Origin of the sequence: Salmonella sp. NW884 (genome assembly GCF_051700745.1) — a bacterium.
GTDB classification, from domain to species: Bacteria; Pseudomonadota; Gammaproteobacteria; order Enterobacterales; family Enterobacteriaceae; genus Salmonella; species Salmonella enterica.
The window spans coordinates 432,937-451,091 of sequence record NZ_JAMMDE010000002.1 but is presented as its reverse complement, the minus strand read 5'-3'; the positions used below and the strand labels follow the sequence as shown (position 1 = coordinate 451,091).

General features: G+C 52.4%; 13 protein-coding genes and 1 pseudogene. 2 read left to right on the top strand and 12 right to left on the bottom strand.

Annotated elements, in window-relative coordinates; all coding sequences use genetic code 11:
- Nucleotides 1-108: 108 nt before the first annotated feature.
- The 4 genes from queE to mazG all read right to left on the bottom strand — a co-directional run bounded on the left by queE (nt 109) and on the right by mazG (nt 4,962).
- On the bottom strand, nt 109-780 hold the full coding sequence (queE, locus tag NA197_RS06635) for a 7-carboxy-7-deazaguanine synthase QueE (RefSeq protein WP_001199961.1): 672 nt from the start codon (nt 778-780) through the stop codon (nt 109-111).
- Nucleotides 781-915: 135 nt separating this feature from the next.
- Nucleotides 916-2,214 carry a phosphopyruvate hydratase gene (gene eno / locus NA197_RS06630; RefSeq protein ID WP_000036734.1) on the bottom strand — a complete coding sequence of 433 codons (1,299 nt, stop codon included), beginning with the start codon at nt 2,212-2,214 and terminating at the stop codon, nt 916-918.
- A gap of 82 nt (nt 2,215-2,296) precedes the next feature.
- The gene (pyrG, locus tag NA197_RS06625) at nt 2,297-3,934 is read right to left on the bottom strand and encodes a glutamine hydrolyzing CTP synthase (RefSeq protein WP_000210861.1); all 1,638 of its coding nucleotides are present in this window, start codon (nt 3,932-3,934) and stop codon (nt 2,297-2,299) included.
- Between the two features lie 227 nt (nt 3,935-4,161).
- Nucleotides 4,162-4,962: a nucleoside triphosphate pyrophosphohydrolase gene (mazG, locus tag NA197_RS06620; protein ID WP_064042871.1), complete on the bottom strand. Its 801-nt coding sequence runs from the start codon at nt 4,960-4,962 to the stop codon at nt 4,162-4,164.
- A 606-nt stretch (nt 4,963-5,568) separates the two neighbouring features.
- Between mazG and NA197_RS06615 the strand changes: the two are divergent.
- A pseudogene (locus tag NA197_RS06615) lies at nt 5,569-5,712 on the top strand (fimbrial protein); the annotation flags it as partial.
- Between the two features lie 18 nt (nt 5,713-5,730).
- Here the strand turns inward: NA197_RS06615 and NA197_RS06610 are convergent.
- The 4 genes from NA197_RS06610 to rlmD form a co-directional block, all read right to left on the bottom strand.
- Nucleotides 5,731-6,027 carry a type II toxin-antitoxin system RelE/ParE family toxin gene (locus NA197_RS06610; protein ID WP_001581580.1) on the bottom strand — a complete coding sequence of 99 codons (297 nt, stop codon included), beginning with the start codon at nt 6,025-6,027 and terminating at the stop codon, nt 5,731-5,733.
- Nucleotides 5,993-6,349, bottom strand: coding sequence for a type II toxin-antitoxin system ParD family antitoxin (locus NA197_RS06605; RefSeq protein ID WP_000480218.1), 357 nt, complete (start codon nt 6,347-6,349; stop codon nt 5,993-5,995). Before NA197_RS06605 ends, NA197_RS06610 begins: the two co-directional genes overlap by 35 nt.
- Before the next feature lie 83 nt (nt 6,350-6,432).
- Nucleotides 6,433-8,667 (bottom strand): GTP diphosphokinase, encoded by a 2,235-nt coding sequence (gene relA / locus NA197_RS06600; protein WP_000226841.1) that lies wholly within the window; start codon nt 8,665-8,667, stop codon nt 6,433-6,435.
- Between the two features lie 51 nt (nt 8,668-8,718).
- Complete coding sequence (gene rlmD, locus NA197_RS06595) at nt 8,719-10,014, bottom strand: 23S rRNA (uracil(1939)-C(5))-methyltransferase RlmD (protein ID WP_023244875.1); 1,296 nt, start codon at nt 10,012-10,014, stop codon at nt 8,719-8,721.
- A gap of 57 nt (nt 10,015-10,071) precedes the next feature.
- On the opposite strand from rlmD, the gene barA reads away from it, so the two are divergent.
- Complete coding sequence (gene barA / locus NA197_RS06590; RefSeq protein ID WP_000186397.1) at nt 10,072-12,828, top strand: two-component sensor histidine kinase BarA; 2,757 nt, start codon at nt 10,072-10,074, stop codon at nt 12,826-12,828.
- 43 nt (nt 12,829-12,871) lie between these two features.
- Here the strand turns inward: barA and NA197_RS06585 are convergent, their stop codons facing one another.
- From NA197_RS06585 to gudP, 4 genes are all read right to left on the bottom strand, one after another.
- Entirely contained in the window at nt 12,872-14,014 is a 1,143-nt protein-coding gene (locus NA197_RS06585; RefSeq protein ID WP_000706477.1) for a glycerate kinase, read from the bottom strand.
- A 77-nt stretch (nt 14,015-14,091) separates the two neighbouring features.
- Nucleotides 14,092-15,432, bottom strand: a complete 1,341-nt coding sequence (gudD, locus tag NA197_RS06580) for a glucarate dehydratase (protein WP_000107113.1) — start codon at nt 15,430-15,432, stop codon at nt 14,092-14,094.
- A gap of 20 nt (nt 15,433-15,452) precedes the next feature.
- A complete protein-coding gene (locus NA197_RS06575; RefSeq protein WP_000211806.1) occupies nt 15,453-16,793 on the bottom strand; it encodes an enolase C-terminal domain-like protein in 1,341 nt (446 codons plus the stop codon).
- On the bottom strand, nt 16,790-18,148 hold the full coding sequence (gudP, locus tag NA197_RS06570) for a galactarate/glucarate/glycerate transporter GudP (protein ID WP_000097015.1): 1,359 nt from the start codon (nt 18,146-18,148) through the stop codon (nt 16,790-16,792). Before gudP ends, NA197_RS06575 begins: the two co-directional genes overlap by 4 nt.
- Nucleotides 18,149-18,155 lie beyond the last annotated feature (7 nt).

Below are 18,155 nucleotides of genomic sequence, written 5' to 3'. Positions count from 1 at the left end.
CAGCGCTTTTATACACTCATCGAAATTCACATAGAGAAAATAAACAATGCAAGGTAATGGATGAGTCACAGACGGCATCGGCAGGCCGTCTGTAAGATTAGTAATGCATCAGGCGATATTTAAATATTTATGCGTTTGCATAGACAGCCGCCAGTTACGTGCAATACACGTTTCAATACACAGACGCGTCGCGTCTTCTTTCTGGCTAATGGGCTGCAAAGCAATCACGCGCGGTTTATCATCGCTCAACGTGGCTAACAGTTCATCCAGCGCCTCAATATCACGAACTCGCCCAACGGGATGCTTGATTTCATTGGCGCGCTCCAGCGCCTGGGAAAGCACGTCATATCCTCCGCGCATATTCACTTTTGGTGAAACCGTTACCCAGGTATTGGGCGTACAGCGCACTTCGTGCGTCCCGCTGGTCTCAATCTGACAACTAAAGCCACTCTTTTCAAGCAGATCGGTGAGCGGCATGAGGTCGTGAATACAGGGTTCGCCACCGGTGATGACAACGTGACGCGCGGTATAGCCCTGACGATTAATCACTGCCAGCAAGTCTTCACTGCTCGCAGCACCCCATTTGTCGCTCTCTTTGGTTTTTGCCAGAATGCTGAACAGAGACACTTCCCGATCGCTCAGTTTATCCCAGGTATGCTTAGTATCACACCAGGCACAGCCGACCGGACATCCCTGTAAACGAATAAAAATAGCGGGGACGCCGGTAAAATAACCCTCGCCTTGTAGGGTCTGGAACATCTCGTTAATCGGGTACTGCATAGCGTTCTCTGTTAAGGGGATAATCGTTAATTATTGCAGATTTCGTCTGCCCGGTCATGCACAGCGGCTGCGCTATTGAACCGATACAAAAAAACCCGCCGAAGCGGGTTTTTACGTTAAGAGCTAAAAGCAGGATTACGCCTGGCCTTTGATCTCTTTACGACCGTTGTACGGTGCTTTTTCGCCCAGAGCTTCTTCGATACGAATCAGCTGGTTGTATTTAGCAACGCGGTCAGAACGGCTCATAGAACCGGTTTTGATCTGACCTGCAGCGGTACCAACAGCCAGGTCAGCGATGGTAGCGTCTTCAGTTTCACCAGAACGGTGAGAGATGACAGCAGTGTAGCCAGCGTCTTTCGCCATCTTGATTGCAGCCAGAGTTTCGGTCAGAGAACCGATCTGGTTGAATTTGATCAGGATGGAGTTAGCGATGCCTTTCTCGATGCCTTCTTTCAGGATTTTGGTGTTGGTTACGAACAGGTCGTCACCAACCAGCTGGATTTTGTCGCCCAGTACTTTGGTCTGGTATGCAAAACCGTCCCAGTCAGACTCGTCCAGACCATCTTCGATGGAAACGATCGGGTACTGTTTGGTCAGTTCTTCCAGGAAGTGGGTGAATTCTTCGGAGGTGAACGCTTTGTTGCCTTCGCCAGCCAGAACGTATTTACCGTCTTTGTAGAATTCAGATGCTGCGCAGTCCATCGCCAGGGTGATGTCTTTACCCAGCTCGTAACCAGCCGCTTTAACCGCTTCAGCGATAACAGCCAGTGCTTCCGCGTTGGAGCCCAGGTTCGGCGCATAGCCGCCTTCGTCACCCACAGCGGTGTTCATGCCTTTGCCTTTCAGCACTTTTGCCAGGTGATGGAAAACTTCAGAACCCATACGGATGGCTTCTTTAACCGTTTTCGCGCCAACCGGCTGGATCATGAATTCCTGGATGTCGACGTTGTTGTCAGCGTGCTCGCCGCCGTTGATGATGTTCATCATCGGAACCGGCATGGAGTATTTGCCCGGAGTGCCGTTCAGTTCAGCAATGTGCTCGTACAGCGGCATACCTTTAGCGGCAGCAGCAGCTTTGGCGTTAGCCAGAGAGACAGCCAGAATGGCGTTTGCACCGAAGTTAGATTTGTTTTCAGTACCGTCCAGGTCGATCATGATTTTGTCGATGCCAGCCTGGTCTTTAGCGTCTTTGCCAAGAATAGCCTGAGCGATCGGGCCGTTAACCGCGCCAACAGCTTTGGTTACGCCTTTACCCAGGAAACGGGATTTGTCGCCATCGCGCAGTTCCAGCGCTTCGCGGGAACCAGTAGAAGCACCTGACGGAGCCGCCGCCATACCTACGAAACCACCTTCCAGGTGTACTTCAGCTTCAACAGTCGGGTTACCACGGGAGTCGATGATTTCACGACCGATGACTTTAACGATTTTGGACATTAGGTTTTCCTCAAGTCACTAGTTAAACTAAAACTTCAGACAAACGGTGCACCGCTGAGGGTGCACCGCCGTTCTAACTTTTTTACTTCGCCTGACGTTTCTGATGCTCGTTGGCGGCTTTAACAAAGCCGGCGAACAACGGATGTCCATCACGCGGCGTGGAAGTAAATTCCGGATGGAACTGACAGGCCACGAACCACGGATGATTCGGTACCTCAATGATCTCGACTAACTGATCATCACCGGAACGGCCTGCGACACGCAGACCCGCTGCTTCAATTTGTTTCAACAACATATTGTTGACTTCGTAACGATGGCGATGACGTTCAACAATCGTCGGCGCGCCGTACAACTGACGTACCAAGCTGTCATCGCTAAGCTGGCACTGCTGCGCGCCCAGGCGCATGGTGCCGCCCAGATCGCTCTTCTCGCTACGGACTTCAACGTTACCGTCTTCATCGCGCCACTCGGTAATTAACGCCACAACCGGGTACTTACAGTCTGGCACAAATTCCGTTGAGTTGGCGTTGTCCATGCCGGCCACGTTACGAGCGAACTCAATCAACGCAACCTGCATCCCCAGGCAAATGCCCAGATAAGGAATATTATTTTCACGCGCATAGCGCGCAGTGGCGATTTTACCTTCAACGCCACGATAGCCGAAGCCGCCGGGGATCAGGATAGCGTCCAAATCTTTCAGAATTTCGACGCCGCGCGTTTCAACATCTTGCGAATCGATCAATTTGATGTTGACGGTAACGCGGTTTTTCAGACCACCGTGTTTCAGCGCTTCGATCACCGACTTATAGGCATCCGGCAGTTCAATATATTTGCCGACCATGCCGATAGTCACTTCGCCTGCCGGGTTCGCTTCTTCGTAAATGACCTGTTCCCATTCAGACAGGTTAGCTTCCGGACAGTTCAAGCTGAATCGTTTACAAATATAATCATCAAGCCCCTGAGATTTCAACAGGCCTGGAATTTTATAAATGGAATCGACATCTTTCATTGAAATAACGGCTTTTTCCGGCACATTACAGAACAATGCAATTTTTGCACGCTCGTTGGCAGGAACCGCGCGGTCGGAACGACAGATCAGAATATCGGGCTGAATACCGATAGACAGCAGCTCTTTCACGGAGTGCTGAGTCGGTTTAGTTTTCACTTCGCCCGCAGCCGCCAGGTAAGGTACCAGCGTCAGGTGCATAAACAGCGCGTGTTCACGACCGATATCTACCGCCAATTGACGAATCGCCTCAAGAAACGGCAGCGATTCGATATCACCGACGGTACCGCCGATTTCCACCAGTACCACATCGTGGCCTTCGCCGCCTTCCAGCACGCGCTCTTTAATCGCGTTAGTGATGTGAGGGATGACCTGTACGGTTGCGCCCAGATAGTCGCCACGGCGTTCTTTACGCAGAACGTCGGAGTAGATACGGCCAGTCGTGAAGTTGTTGCGGCGAGACATCTTGGTGCGGATGAAACGCTCGTAGTGCCCCAGGTCCAGGTCGGTTTCAGCGCCGTCTTCAGTAACGAACACTTCCCCGTGTTGGATTGGGCTCATAGTACCCGGATCGACGTTGATGTACGGATCCAGTTTCATGATGGTCACGTTGAGACCACGGGCTTCCAGAATGGCTGCGAGGGAGGCTGCGGCAATGCCTTTACCCAGAGAGGATACGACCCCGCCGGTCACAAAAATATAGTTCGTTGTCATGCGGAACCTGAGAAGTTAGGTTTAAAAGACGATGGAATAACCAGGACGGGAAAGCAGTATACCCGAACATGACCTACGCCACAAACTTTCATTATTCCTCCTCTTCGTCAGGCTGACATTCACACAGGGAGGGAGAAAATAGCCCCTTTGAGGTAAATGTTTTTGACGTAAATCAAGCGCTTGTTATTTAAAAAATCACACAAATCGCTCTTGACCGCCTAAAACCTTTAGAGATCAATTTCCTGGCGTTTTACTTCCTGCCAAACTTCTTCCATTGTTTCCAGGTCCACCCCGGTCATTTCCAGGCCTCTGGCTGCGACAATACGTTCAACTTCGCGAAAACGACGTTCAAATTTATCGTTCGCTTTTTGCAAAGCGAGCTCCGCTTTCGTACCTAAATGACGCGCCATGTTGACCGTGGCAAAGAGCAAATCGCCCATTTCCTCTTCCAGTTTAGCCTGATCAACAACCGCCTGCCGCGCCTCGAACATCACCTCATCGATCTCTTCATAGACCTTATCGACGACCGGCCCCAGCGTCGTCCAGTCGAAGCCCACGTTTGAACACCGTTTCTGGATTTTTTGCGCGCGCATTAAGGCCGGTAAACTACGCGGAATATCGTCCAGCGCGGAATGCTGCGCTTTTTGCGCGCGCTCTTCCATTTTGATTTGTTCCCAGCGAACTAATGCTTCTTCGCTATTATCCGCGGAAAGCTCGCCAAAAACATGCGGATGGCGGCGCTCCAGCTTGTCGCTGATGGCAGCGCAGATATCATTAAAATCGAAGCGGCCTTCTTCCTGCGCCATCTGCGCGTAAAACACCACCTGGAACAACAGGTCGCCCAGTTCGCCGCGCAAATCGTCAAAATCCTCACGCGCAATCGCATCCAGTACTTCATAGGTTTCTTCCAGCGTATAAGGCGCGATGCTGGCGAAGGTCTGCTCTTTATCCCACGGGCAGCCGTTTTCCGGGTCACGCAGGCGCTGCATGAGGGTGAGAAGACGGTCAATTTGATGGTTAGTTGTCATGGTTTTTAATCGGTTGTAAATACTAGCGACAATTGTAACGTATTATTCTTAACCATTCACGCACAGAGACACTACGACAACGCCTATATAATAAAATATATTGTTAACAGGTGTTGAATGCTACCTTTCCCGTATAACTTTAAAATTATTAATCGATACACAACAATATAATAATCATATAACTAATTTATTAAAAAAACAGATATTTGTACCAGACATTATAAATAACATCAATTAAGTAAAAAAATTATGCAAACACTATAAGCACCCCACCCAAAGAGACTTCCCTTTCAAAAAAAATAAATTATTTCACTTTTACGGAAAAACGAGTAGCATGCACGCCAGTTTAATATTCAAAAAAGACCACTTTTTTTGTTTTTTCTGGAACATACATGAAATAAATATATTGAAAGTATTACATATAATATTCTATGAGCAGGTACGATCATTCAGCTCATAAGAATATACTCATAAAAATGTAGAAATATAATATTTTTATTATGACCTATTTTTTACCCAAAGCCCGCAGCATGGCTCTATGCCGCATATCCCTTGGTATACGCGTACAAAATGTTGCCATAAAACACGTTAATTAAGGATAACACGATGAAGTCATCTCATTTTTGTAAACTGGCAGTAACTGCATCTTTAGTTATGGGAATTGTCTCCGGCGCTCAAGCCGCGGGTAGCAACACAGCGAAGGTCACTTTCCTTGGTAATATTGTTGATTCCCCCTGCTCTCTCACACTTGTTTTTTAGATAAAAAGGCTATAACCAATTTACATGCTTACCAGCATCCTGATTCTGGCTCAGAATACGTATCACGATAACTTCCGTAACTGATTGTATAAAATAGATAATATGCCTTTCAAACGGTAAGGCATAAATGTATTCACCCAGTTCAGGTCGAGGCGTGCCAATGTTATTGGCACTCATAATGCTGAATATTTCTGATAGATGATTAATATATCGATCGGCCTTTATTTCGCCAAAATGCTGCCAGCCGTAATGCCAGATATTTTCCAGATCTTCACTGGCCTTTGGCGTTAATTTTACCATTCTCATCGGGTTTGATCATCCCTGTTTTGACCTTCCGTAAAAAGGCATCCTTTTCCCAGGCCTGCGGCTCTCCGCTGTTCAGACCTTCAGCCAGAAGTTCACGTAACGCCTGAAGTCGTGACTCGGCCTGTTTTTCCCTCAGCAGACGAAGAGACTCTCTGATCACTTCACTTTGTGTTCTGTAATCACCTGATTCTATGAGCGATTCAATAAACTCGCGCAGTTCATCGCCAAGATCAACGGTCATTGTTCTGGCCATAACAGCCTCCACTGTAAGTATAAATCTTACATAAGAGTACACCGGAAATGAAATGTACGTCAAAAACATACCCCATATCTCATGCTTATGGGGTTGCTAATGCGGCTTTGCTGAACGAGTAGCAAAGCCGCTACACTATTAGTGTCTGGGGTTTACCCCCCGTGCAGTCGCCGTGCATCAATCACATCCGGCACCTGGTTCAGCTTACCGAGCACGCGGCCCAGCACCTGCAGGTTGTAGATCTCGATGGTCATATCAATGGTGGCGATCTGCTGTTTAATGTCGCTGCGGCTGGCGACACCCAGCACGTTGACTTTTTCGTTAGCCAGAATGGTGGTGATATCACGCAATAAACCGCTGCGATCGTTGGCCTGGACGCGCACCACCAGCGAATATCCCGCCGAGTAGCTTTCGCCCCATACCGCCTCTACGATCCGCTCCGGCGCATGGGAGCGCAGTTCCGCCAGCTGTTCGCAGTCGGCCCGGTGCACGGAAATCCCCCGCCCCTGAGTAATGAAGCCGACAATTTCATCCCCCGGAATCGGCTGGCAGCAGCGGGCAATGTGGTGCATCAGGTTACCCACGCCTTCTACCACCACGCGCCCGTCGTCTTTACGACGATTTTGCGGCGCGTATGTTTTTTGCTGAAGCTGTTTCAGCGCCGCTGCATCCTGCTCCTCCGCACTCGGCTTATTGAACTGCGATTGCAGGAAATTCACCATCTGATTAAGACGGATATCGCCGCCGCCTATCGCCGCCAGCAACTCTTCCAGCTCATTAAAGTTGTAGCGCGGCAGCAGATGTTTCTCGGCCTCTTTCAGGCTAATCCCCAAATGCGCCAGCTCATCGTCGAGGATCTGCCGTCCAGCCAGGATATTTTTGTCACGGTCCTGTTTACGGAACCAGGCGTGAATTTTCGAGCGTCCACGGCTGGTCGTCACATAGCCCAGGTTTGGATTCAGCCAGTCGCGGCTGGGATTCGGCTGCTTCTGCGTGATAATTTCAACCTGATCGCCCATCTGTAACTGGTAGGTAAACGGTACGATGCGCCCACCAATTTTCGCGCCGATGCAGCGGTGCCCGACATCGCTGTGGATGTGGTAAGCAAAATCGAGCGGCGTAGATCCGGCAGGCAAGTCAACCACGTCGCCTTTTGGCGTAAAAACGTAGACCCGATCGTCAAACACCTGGCTGCGCACTTCATCCAGCATTTCGCCGGAATCGGCCATCTCTTCCTGCCAGGCGATCAGCTTACGCAGCCACGCAATTCTGTCTTCATGACCGGAACGCACGCCGCCGGACGCGGCGCCTTCTTTATACTTCCAGTGTGCCGCCACGCCCAGTTCGGCGTCTTCATGCATCTGTTTGGTACGGATCTGGATCTCAACGGTTTTACCGCCCGGCCCCAGAACCACGGTGTGGATAGACTGGTAACCGTTCGGTTTGGGGTTAGCGACATAATCATCGAATTCATCCGGCAGGTGACGATAGTGCGTATGCACTATCCCCAACGCGGCGTAGCAGTCCTGCAGACGTTCAGCGACAATACGCACGGCGCGCACGTCAAAGAGTTCATCAAACGCCAGATGCTTTTTCTGCATTTTGCGCCAGATGCTATAAATATGTTTTGGTCGTCCGTAGACTTCCGCCTGCACGCCTTCGTTTTTCATTTCGGCGCGCAGATGTCCAACAAACTCTTCGATGTAATGTTCGCGATCGAGACGGCGCTCATGCAGCAGTTTGGCGATGCGTTTGTATTCCGCCGGATGCAGGTAGCGGAAACAGTAGTCTTCCAGTTCCCACTTCAGTTGCCCGATGCCCAGACGATTAGCGAGCGGCGCATAGATGTTGGTACATTCTTTCGCCGCCAGCACGCGCTCATCTTCCGGCGCCTCTTTCACTTCGCGCAAATGAGCGATTCGCTCGGCCAGTTTGATCACCACGCAGCGGAAATCATCCACCATCGCCAATAACATTCGACGGACGTTATCGACCTGCTCCGAAGAAACAGAATCATTATGAGTGGCGTTTAACTGGCGGATCGCCGCCATATCGCGCACGCCATGAATCAGGGTAACGATAGATTTGCCGACGCTTTCGCGCAGTACATCTTCGCTGACTACGTTGGCGTCAGCCAGAGGGAACAGTAGCGCCGCCCGCAGCGTGTCGATATCCATACTCAGCGTGGAAAGAATTTCTACCATCTCCACGCCACGCCACAGCAACAGATCCGCATCCGGATGTCCTTGTGTCTGTTGCAGGCAATACGCCCAGGTTTCGGCTAAGCGCTCACACGACTGCTGGCTGGAAATTCCCAGGCTTGCGATCCACTTCTTCGGATCAAATTCACCAGCTTTATTAATATGTGCACTTCTTACCGCGACCATCGTCCTCTCCTTAAGGGACCAGGCCTACCGAAGTCGGTAAGCCGGTAATCATTACATGCGCTCGAACAGAACCATGGATTCCAGATGTCCTGTGTGCGGGAACATGTCGAGCATCGCTAAACGCGTAACCTCATATCCCGCATTGACTAGCGCTTCACTATCGCGCGCCAGCGTCGCCGGGTTACAGGATACATAAACAATGCGAATAGGTTTTAATTTTATAATATGTCGCATCACTCCTGTAGCCCCCGCACGCGCAGGATCGAGTAAGACTTTGTCAAAGCCGTTTTTCGCCCACGGCTGCTTCGTGACATCTTCCTCCAGGTTCTCGTGGAAGAATGTCACATTATGTAAACCATTGCGGATGGCGTTTTCACGGCCTTTTTCTACCAGCGCCTGAACGCCCTCAACCCCTACCACGCTTGCCGCACGCGTTGCCAGCGGTAGCGTAAAATTCCCCATTCCGCAGAACAGATCCAGGACACGATCCTCGGCGCGCACATCAAGCCACTCCAGCGCGCGGGCGACCATTTGCTGGTTTACCGCCTCATTAACCTGAATAAAGTCTCGCGGACTGAAGGCTAAACGTAAGCCGTGCGAATCATACCAGGGCGCTTCGCCAGATACCGTTTCCAGTATCTCGCTAAACGGCGCCAGGAACAGAGACAATCCCTCAGAATGCGAAAAGCGTTCCAGTTTTTCTTTATCCGCCGCACTTAATGGCGCGGTATGGCGCAGGATCATCAGCGTACCGCTTCCCGCCTGTACCAGCTCAACATGCCCAAGATGTCGGGTGCCGTGTAAACTCGCCAGACACGCCCTGATTCGGGGCAGCAATGCTTCAAGCTGGGGCGCCAAAACGGGGCACTGTTCGACATTGACGATATCGCTGGAACCCGCTTTGCGAAATCCCATTTGCAGCGGTTTATCCGGCGGGCAATTCAGACTTAACCGCGCACGACGCCGATAACCCCAGGGCGCGCCGGCGATGATGTCATTCACCTCGTGTTTCATCAAACGCGCCAGCGCCGCGCTTTTGCTGCGTTGTTGCAGGGCGATGCTGACATGCTGTTGCTGACAACCGCCGCAGACGCCAAAATGCGGGCAGCGCGGCGTTTCTCGTTCCGGGCTATCATTCAAACGGCGCGAAACGCGTGCGCGGGCAAATTGCTTTTTATCTTCTGTAATAATGACTTCTGCGCTTTCCTCAGGCAATAAACCGGGGATAAACAGCGCCTTTCCGTTATGACGGGCTACGCCCTGACCAAATGAATCGAGGTCATTGACTTTAACGGTTATGATCTGACGCGTCGTCACGCGCCGTTTTGCAGAGTAGAATTGCGCCATTGACCAGCTTTTTCTCAATTTAACAGTGTGACCCTAATTGTCCCATAACGGAACTCCATGACCAACTACAGCCTGCGCGCACGCATGATGATTCTGATCCTGGCCCCGACCGTCCTGATAGGTTTGCTGCTCAGTATCTTTTTTGTAGTGCACCGCTATAACGACCTGCAGCGTCAACTGGAAGATGCCGGCGCCAGTATTATTGAACCGCTCGCCGTCTCCAGCGAATATGGTATGAACTTACAAAACCGGGAGTCTATCGGCCAACTTATCAGCGTCCTGCACCGCAGACACTCTGATATTGTGCGGGCGATTTCCGTTTATGACGATCATAACCGCCTGTTTGTAACGTCTAATTTCCATCTGGACCCCTCACAGATGCAGCTTCCCGCCGGAGCGCCGTTTCCACGTCGTCTGAGCGTCGATCGCCACGGCGATATTATGATTCTGCGCACCCCGATTATCTCGGAGAGCTATTCGCCGGACGAGTCAGCGATTGCCGACGCGAAAAATACCAAAAATATGCTGGGGTATGTGGCGCTTGAACTGGATCTCAAGTCGGTCAGGCTACAGCAATACAAAGAGATTTTTATCTCCAGCGTGATGATGCTTTTTTGTATTGGCATTGCGCTGATCTTTGGCTGGCGGCTTATGCGCGATGTCACCGGGCCTATCCGTAATATGGTGAATACCGTTGACCGCATTCGCCGCGGACAACTGGATAGCCGGGTGGAAGGATTTATGCTGGGCGAACTGGATATGCTGAAAAACGGCATTAATTCCATGGCGATGTCGCTTGCCGCCTATCACGAAGAGATGCAGCATAATATCGATCAGGCCACTTCGGACCTGCGTGAAACCCTTGAGCAGATGGAAATCCAAAACGTTGAGCTGGATCTGGCGAAAAAGCGTGCCCAGGAAGCGGCGCGTATTAAGTCGGAGTTCCTGGCGAACATGTCGCACGAACTGCGAACGCCGCTGAACGGCGTCATTGGCTTTACCCGCCTGACATTAAAAACGGAGCTGAACCCCACCCAGCGTGACCATCTGAACACCATTGAGCGTTCCGCGAATAATCTGCTGGCGATCATTAATGACGTGCTCGACTTCTCCAAGCTGGAAGCCGGTAAGCTCATTCTGGAAAGTATCCCTTTTCCACTGCGCAACACGCTGGATGAAGTGGTTACGCTGCTGGCCCACTCGTCGCATGATAAAGGGCTGGAGTTGACGTTAAATATTAAAAACGACGTCCCGGATAATGTGATTGGCGACCCGCTGCGCCTGCAACAGGTCATTACTAATCTGGTGGGTAATGCCATTAAGTTCACCGAGAGTGGCAATATCGACATTCTGGTAGAAAAGCGGGCGCTCAGTAACACCAAAGTACAGATTGAAGTGCAGATCCGGGATACGGGGATCGGCATTCCGGAGCGCGACCAGTCGCGACTGTTTCAGGCGTTTCGCCAGGCCGATGCCAGTATTTCTCGCCGTCACGGCGGCACCGGGCTTGGGCTGGTGATTACGCAAAAGCTGGTCAACGAAATGGGCGGGGATATCTCTTTCCACAGCCAGCCTAATCGCGGCTCGACCTTCTGGTTTCATATTAATCTTGATCTTAACCCAAATGTCATTATTGACGGGCCGTCGACCGCGTGTCTGGCCGGGAAACGACTGGCTTATATCGAACCGAATGCTACCGCCGCGCAATGTACCCTGGATCTGCTGAGCGACACGCCGGTGGAAGTGGTTTACAGCCCGACCTTCTCCGCGCTGCCGTTAGCGCACTACGATATTATGATTTTGAGCGTTCCGGTGACCTTCCGCGAGCCGCTCACCATGCAGCATGAACGTCTGGCGAAAGCAGCGTCAATGACGGACTTTCTACTGCTGGCGCTACCTTGCCATGCGCAAATTAACGCCGAAAAGCTGAAACAAGGAGGCGCGGCGGCCTGTCTGTTAAAACCATTGACGTCAACGCGCCTGTTGCCAGCGCTGACGGAATATTGCCAGTTGAATCACCATCCTGAACCGCTGCTAATGGATACCAGTAAAATCACCATGACGGTTATGGCGGTTGATGATAATCCCGCTAATCTGAAGCTTATCGGCGCGTTACTGGAAGATAAAGTCCAGCACGTAGAACTTTGTGATAGCGGACATCAGGCGGTGGATCGGGCGAAACAAATGCAGTTTGATCTGATTTTGATGGATATTCAGATGCCGGATATGGACGGCATACGCGCCTGCGAATTGATTCACCAGCTTCCTCATCAGCAGCAAACACCGGTTATTGCCGTTACGGCACATGCGATGGCCGGGCAAAAAGAGAAGTTGCTCAGCGCGGGCATGAACGACTATCTGGCTAAACCGATAGAAGAAGAGAAGTTGCATAATCTGTTGCTGCGCTATAAACCTGGCGCCAACGTAGCAGCGCGTCTGATGGCGCCGGAACCGGCTGAATTTATCTTCAATCCGAATGCAACGCTCGACTGGCAGCTTGCGCTCCGCCAGGCTGCCGGTAAGCCCGATCTGGCGCGGGATATGCTGCAAATGCTGATTGATTTTCTGCCGGAAGTGCGCAACAAAATTGAAGAACAACTGGTGGGAGAAAATCCCAACGGTCTGGTCGATCTGGTCCATAAGCTACACGGGAGCTGCGGCTATAGCGGCGTACCGCGGATGAAGAACCTTTGCCAGCTTATTGAGCAACAGCTTCGCAGCGGCGTCCACGAAGAGGAGCTGGAGCCTGAGTTTCTGGAGCTGCTGGATGAGATGGATAATGTCGCGCGTGAAGCGAAGAAGATATTAGGCTGATATTCGCCGGATGGCGGCGTGACCGCCTTATCCGGCCTACAACTCAGCGTAACTGTTGCCCCGCTTTCAGCGTTGCAGCCACGTTGCGCGCGGTCATTCGTACGTTTTCACTCGCATTCTTCAGCGCGTCCTCCAGCGTGCAGATGGTATAAATCACGCTGAAAACGGCATCAAGCCCATGTTCATGAACCACGCCAACGTCCGCCGTCAGGCTACCCGCAATACCAATTACCGGCTTGTTATACCGTTTGGCGATGTTTGCCACGCCAATAGGGACTTTACCGTGAATGGTCTGACTGTCGATGCGTCCCTCGCCGGTGATGACTAAATCAGCATCCGCAAGACACGCTTCCAGATGAAGCGCATCGGTGACAATCTCAATACCACGCCGTAGCTGCGCGCCGCAAAACGCGTATAACGCCGCCCCCATGCCGCCTGCCGCGCCGCCGCCTGCCAGATCCAACACATCGACATGCAGATCGCGGGCAATCAAATGCGCATAGCGAGTCAATGCCGTATCCAGGCGTTCAATCATTTCCGGCGTCGCCCCTTTTTGCGGACCAAAAACCGCAGACGCGCCCTCTTTGCCGGTAAGGGGATTCGTGACATCGCAGGCGACCTCTATATGGCACGCCGACAAACGCTTATCCAGGCCGCTGATATCAATGCTGGCGAGTGTTTCCAGCCCAATGCCGCCTTGCGCAATATCATTGCCCTGCGCATCCCGTAGCCTGGCCCCCAGCGCCTGTACCATCCCCGCGCCACCATCGTTGGTGGCGCTACCGCCGATACCAATAATGATATGCTCAACGCCCGCATCCAGCGCATGACGGATCAGCTCGCCGGTTCCCCATGACGTGGTCTTCAGCGGATCGCGTTGCGCGGGCGGCACCTGCTCCAGCCCGCTGGCGGCCGCCATTTCAATGAACGCGGAACGCGCATCGCCGGAAAGCCCATAAAACGCATTGACGCGATGCCCCAACGGCCCGGTGACCTCAACATGCACGATTCGACCCGCCGTCGCTTCAACCATCGCTTCGACAGTACCTTCTCCGCCATCAGCCAGCGGCAATTTCAGGTAATCGGCGTCAGGCCAGATCTCGCGAAATCCTTGTTCAATGGCGGTCGCTACCTCAAGAGCACTCAAACTTTCCTTATACGAGTCTGGTGCGATCACTATTTTCATAAGTCGTCCTTACGCATGTTGATCCTGTTAAGCATACACCCAGAGAAGCACCGGTTCCTTACGGAACCGGTTCTGACTTAACGCACCATGCAAGGACGCTTATTATCAAACGTCCAGCCAGGAATTAAGTACTGCATTCCCATCGCGTCGTCACGCGCGCCTAAGCCATGTTTTTGATAGAGCTCATGCGCTTTCATCACCTGATCCATATCGAGCTCAACGCCCAGCCCCGGTTTGGTCGGTACTTGCACCATGCCGCCTTTAATTTCAAACGGTTCTTTAGTCAGACGTTGGTTGCCTTCCTGCCAGATCCAGTGGGTATCGATCGCGGTGATCTTGCCCGGCGCCGCCGCGGCAACATGGGTAAACATCGCCAACGAAATATCAAAGTGGTTGTTAGAGTGCGAGCCCCAGGTCAGACCGAACTCATGACACATTTGCGCCACGCGTACAGAGCCTTGCATAGTCCAGAAGTGCGGGTCCGCCAGCGGGATATCGACGGATTGCAGCGACAGCGTATGCCCCATTTGACGCCAGTCGGTCGCTATCATATTGGTGGCCGTCGGTAATCCGGTCGCGCGACGGAATTCCGCCATCACTTCACGCCCGGAAAAACCCTGTTCCGCGCCACACGGATCTTCTGCATAGGCCAGAGAACCTTTCAGGTATTTACCAATGCTGATCGCTTCGTTCAGCGACCAGGCACCGTTTGGATCGAGCGTGACGCGCGCTTGTGGGAAACGTTTCGCCAGCGCTACTATTGACTCGGCCTCTTCTTCGCCCGCCAGCACGCCGCCTTTCAGTTTGAAGTCGTTGAAGCCGTATTTTTCATAGGCAGCTTCCGCCAGACGCACTACCGTTTCCGGCGTCATCGCCTCTTCATGGCGCAGACGATACCAGTCGCATTGCTCATCCGGCTGGCTCTGATACGGCAGCGGCGTAGCCTTGCGATTGCCGACAAAGAACAGATAACCCAGCATTTCGACTTCGCTGCGCTGCTGACCGTCGCCTAACAGCGAAGCGACGTTGACGCCCAGGTGTTGGCCCAAAAGGTCAAGCATTGCCGCTTCAATACCAGTCACCACATGGATAGTGGTACGGAGATCGAATGTTTGTAAACCGCGTCCGCCCGCATCGCGATCGGCAAACTGGTTGCGAACGGCGGTCAGGACATTTTTATATTCACCCAGCGTTTTTCCCACCACCAGTGGGATCGCATCTTCCAGCGTTTTGCGAATTTTTTCGCCGCCCGGAATCTCGCCGACCCCGGTATGGCCGGAGTTATCTTTAATAATGACGATGTTGCGCGTGAAGAACGGGGCGTGCGCGCCGCTCAGGTTCATCAGCATACTGTCATGACCCGCAACCGGGATAACCTGCATTTCAGTCACTACAGGCGTCGTAAATTGAGTACTCATAACTGTGTCCTTATTCAGAATTAGTGACGACCAAAAACAGGGCGTTTGCGGTCAAAAGTCCAGCCGGGGATCAGGTATTGCATCGGGCCTGCATCATTACGCGCGCCGCCTGGCAGCTTTTTATACGCGTCATGCGCTTTTCGCACCTGTTCCCAGTCAAGCTCCACGCCCAGTCCTGGCGCATCCGGAACGGCAATTTTGCCGTTTTTAATTTCCAGCGGATTTTTAGTCAGGCGGCAATCGCCCTCCTGCCAGATCCAGTGCGTATCAATAGCGGTGGGTTTGCCTGGCGCCGCCGCGCCGACATGGGTAAACATCGCCAGTGAAATATCAAAATGGTTATTCGAATGGCAGCCCCAGGTTAGCCCCCAGTCATCGCACAGTTGCGCAACGCGAACGGCGCCGGTGAGGGTCCAGAAATGCGGGTCGGCAAGAGGAATATCTACCGCGTTGAGCATCACCGCGTGTCCCATTTCACGCCAGTTGGTGGCAATCATATTGGTCGCCACCGGCAGTCCTGTCGCGCGGCGGAACTCCGCCATGACTTCACGACCAGAGAATCCTTGCTCCGCGCCGCACGGATCTTCCGCGTAGGTCAGTACATCATTCAGCCCTTTGCACAACGCAATGGCTTCATCCAGTAGCCAGGCGCCGTTCGGATCCACGGTAATACGCGCGTCCGGGAAGCGTTTTTTTAGCGCGCGAACGGTATCAATCTCTTGTTCGCCCGGCAGCACGCCGCCCTTGAGTTTAAAATCTTTAAAGCCGTAGCGATCCTGAGACGCTTCCGCCAGCCGCACGACCGCGTCGCTGTTCAGCGCTTCCTGATGGCGCAGGCGATACCATTCATGACTGCCCGGCGTGCTTTCCAGATACGGCAGATCGGTTTTAGTGCGATCGCCAATATAGAAGAGATAGCCCAACACGGTGACGGCATCGCGCTGTTTACCGGGTCCTAACAGTTCACAGACCGGCACATTAAGCGCCTGCCCCAGTAGATCAAGCAGCGCCGCTTCCAAAGCTGCCACCGCGTTAACCCGCAGTTCAAACGTCCATGCGCCTTTACCAAAGGTGTCAAAATCAGCAGCCTGGTTGCCTTTATGCACCTGTTGCACCACTTTGTTCAGGCGGGCGACTTCCTGGCCTAATACCATCGGAATAGCATCGACCAGCGTCTGATAAATCACTTCTCCGCCCGGCGCCTCGCCGACGCCAGTATGCCCGGCGTTATCGGTGAGGACGACGATGTTACGGGTGAAGTACGCGTTATGCGCGCCGCCGATGTTGAGTAGCATACTGTCATGTCCGGCAACCGGAATGACCTTCATGTCCGTAATAACGGGACTGGATTGCGTTGTCATGATAATTGTCCTGCGACAGGTTTCAGTTCAATACGCTTAATATCGCCTACCAGCACCAGATAGCTGATGATGGCCACCAGGGCATGTACGCCGACATAGATCAACGCGCCGTTGAAGGAACCGGTGGTGCCAACGATGTAACCAATCGCGATTGGCGTCACAATACCGGAGATATTGCCGAACATATTAAACAAGCCGCCGGAAAGACCGCTGATCTCTTTCGGCGCGGTATCCGCCATTACTGCCCAGCCCAACGCGCCGATACCTTTACCGAAGAAGGCCAACGCCATAAAGCCGATGATCATCCATTCCACGTTCACATAGTTACAGAACACCATGACCATTGACAGCAACATCCCCAGCACAATCGGCGTCTTGCGCGCGATATTCAGGGAGCCGGTACGACGCATCAGCCAGTCGGAAATGATGCCGCCCAACACGCCGCCGATAAAGCCGCAGACCGCAGGAACCGAGGCGACAAAGCCCGCTTTGAGAATCGACATGCCGCGCGCCTGGACCAAATAGACCGGGAACCAGGTAATAAAGAAATAGGTCAATGCGTTAATACAGTACTGACCGATGTAAACGCCAATCATCATACGAGAGCCCAGCAGCTGTTTGATCTGGCCCCATTTGACGCTAAACGGTACTTTCGCTTTAGTGTCTTTCTGATCCATATTGATCAGCGCGCCGCCTTCTGCGATGTACTCCAACTCTTTCTTATTTACGCCCGGATGGTTATTTGGTTCATGGATAACTTTCAACCAGATAAAGCTGATGATGATCCCTAACCCGCCCATAAAGAAGAAGACATGCGACCAGCCCACTTCGTGCGTCAGCCAGCCCATAATCGGCGCGAAAATAACCGTGGCAAAGTATTGCGCGGAGTTAAAGATGGCCACCGCCGTTCCCCTCTCCTGCGCCGGGAACCAGGCTGCAACGATGCGACTGTTACCCGGGAAAGAAGGCGATTCCGCCAGACCAACCAGGAAACGAAGCGTAAAGAGGGCGACAATAATGCCGAAACCACTAAAGATATCGACAAAACCCTGCAACAGGGTGAAGACTGACCAAATGAAAATAGACCAGAAATAGACGCGTTTGGAACCAAAGCGGTCCAGCAGCCAGCCGCCCGGGATCTGCCCGATAACATAGGCCCATGAAAAAGCAGAAAAAACATAGCCCATGCCTACCGGATCAAGGCCGATATCTTTGGCCATTTCTGAGCCGGCAATGGACAATGTGGCGCGGTCGCCGTAGTTGAAGGATGTGACGATAAACAGCATCACCACTATCCAGTAGCGGGCGTTCGTGCGTTTCTCCGCACTGCTCGCCGCGTGACTTAATGAACTCATTGTTGCA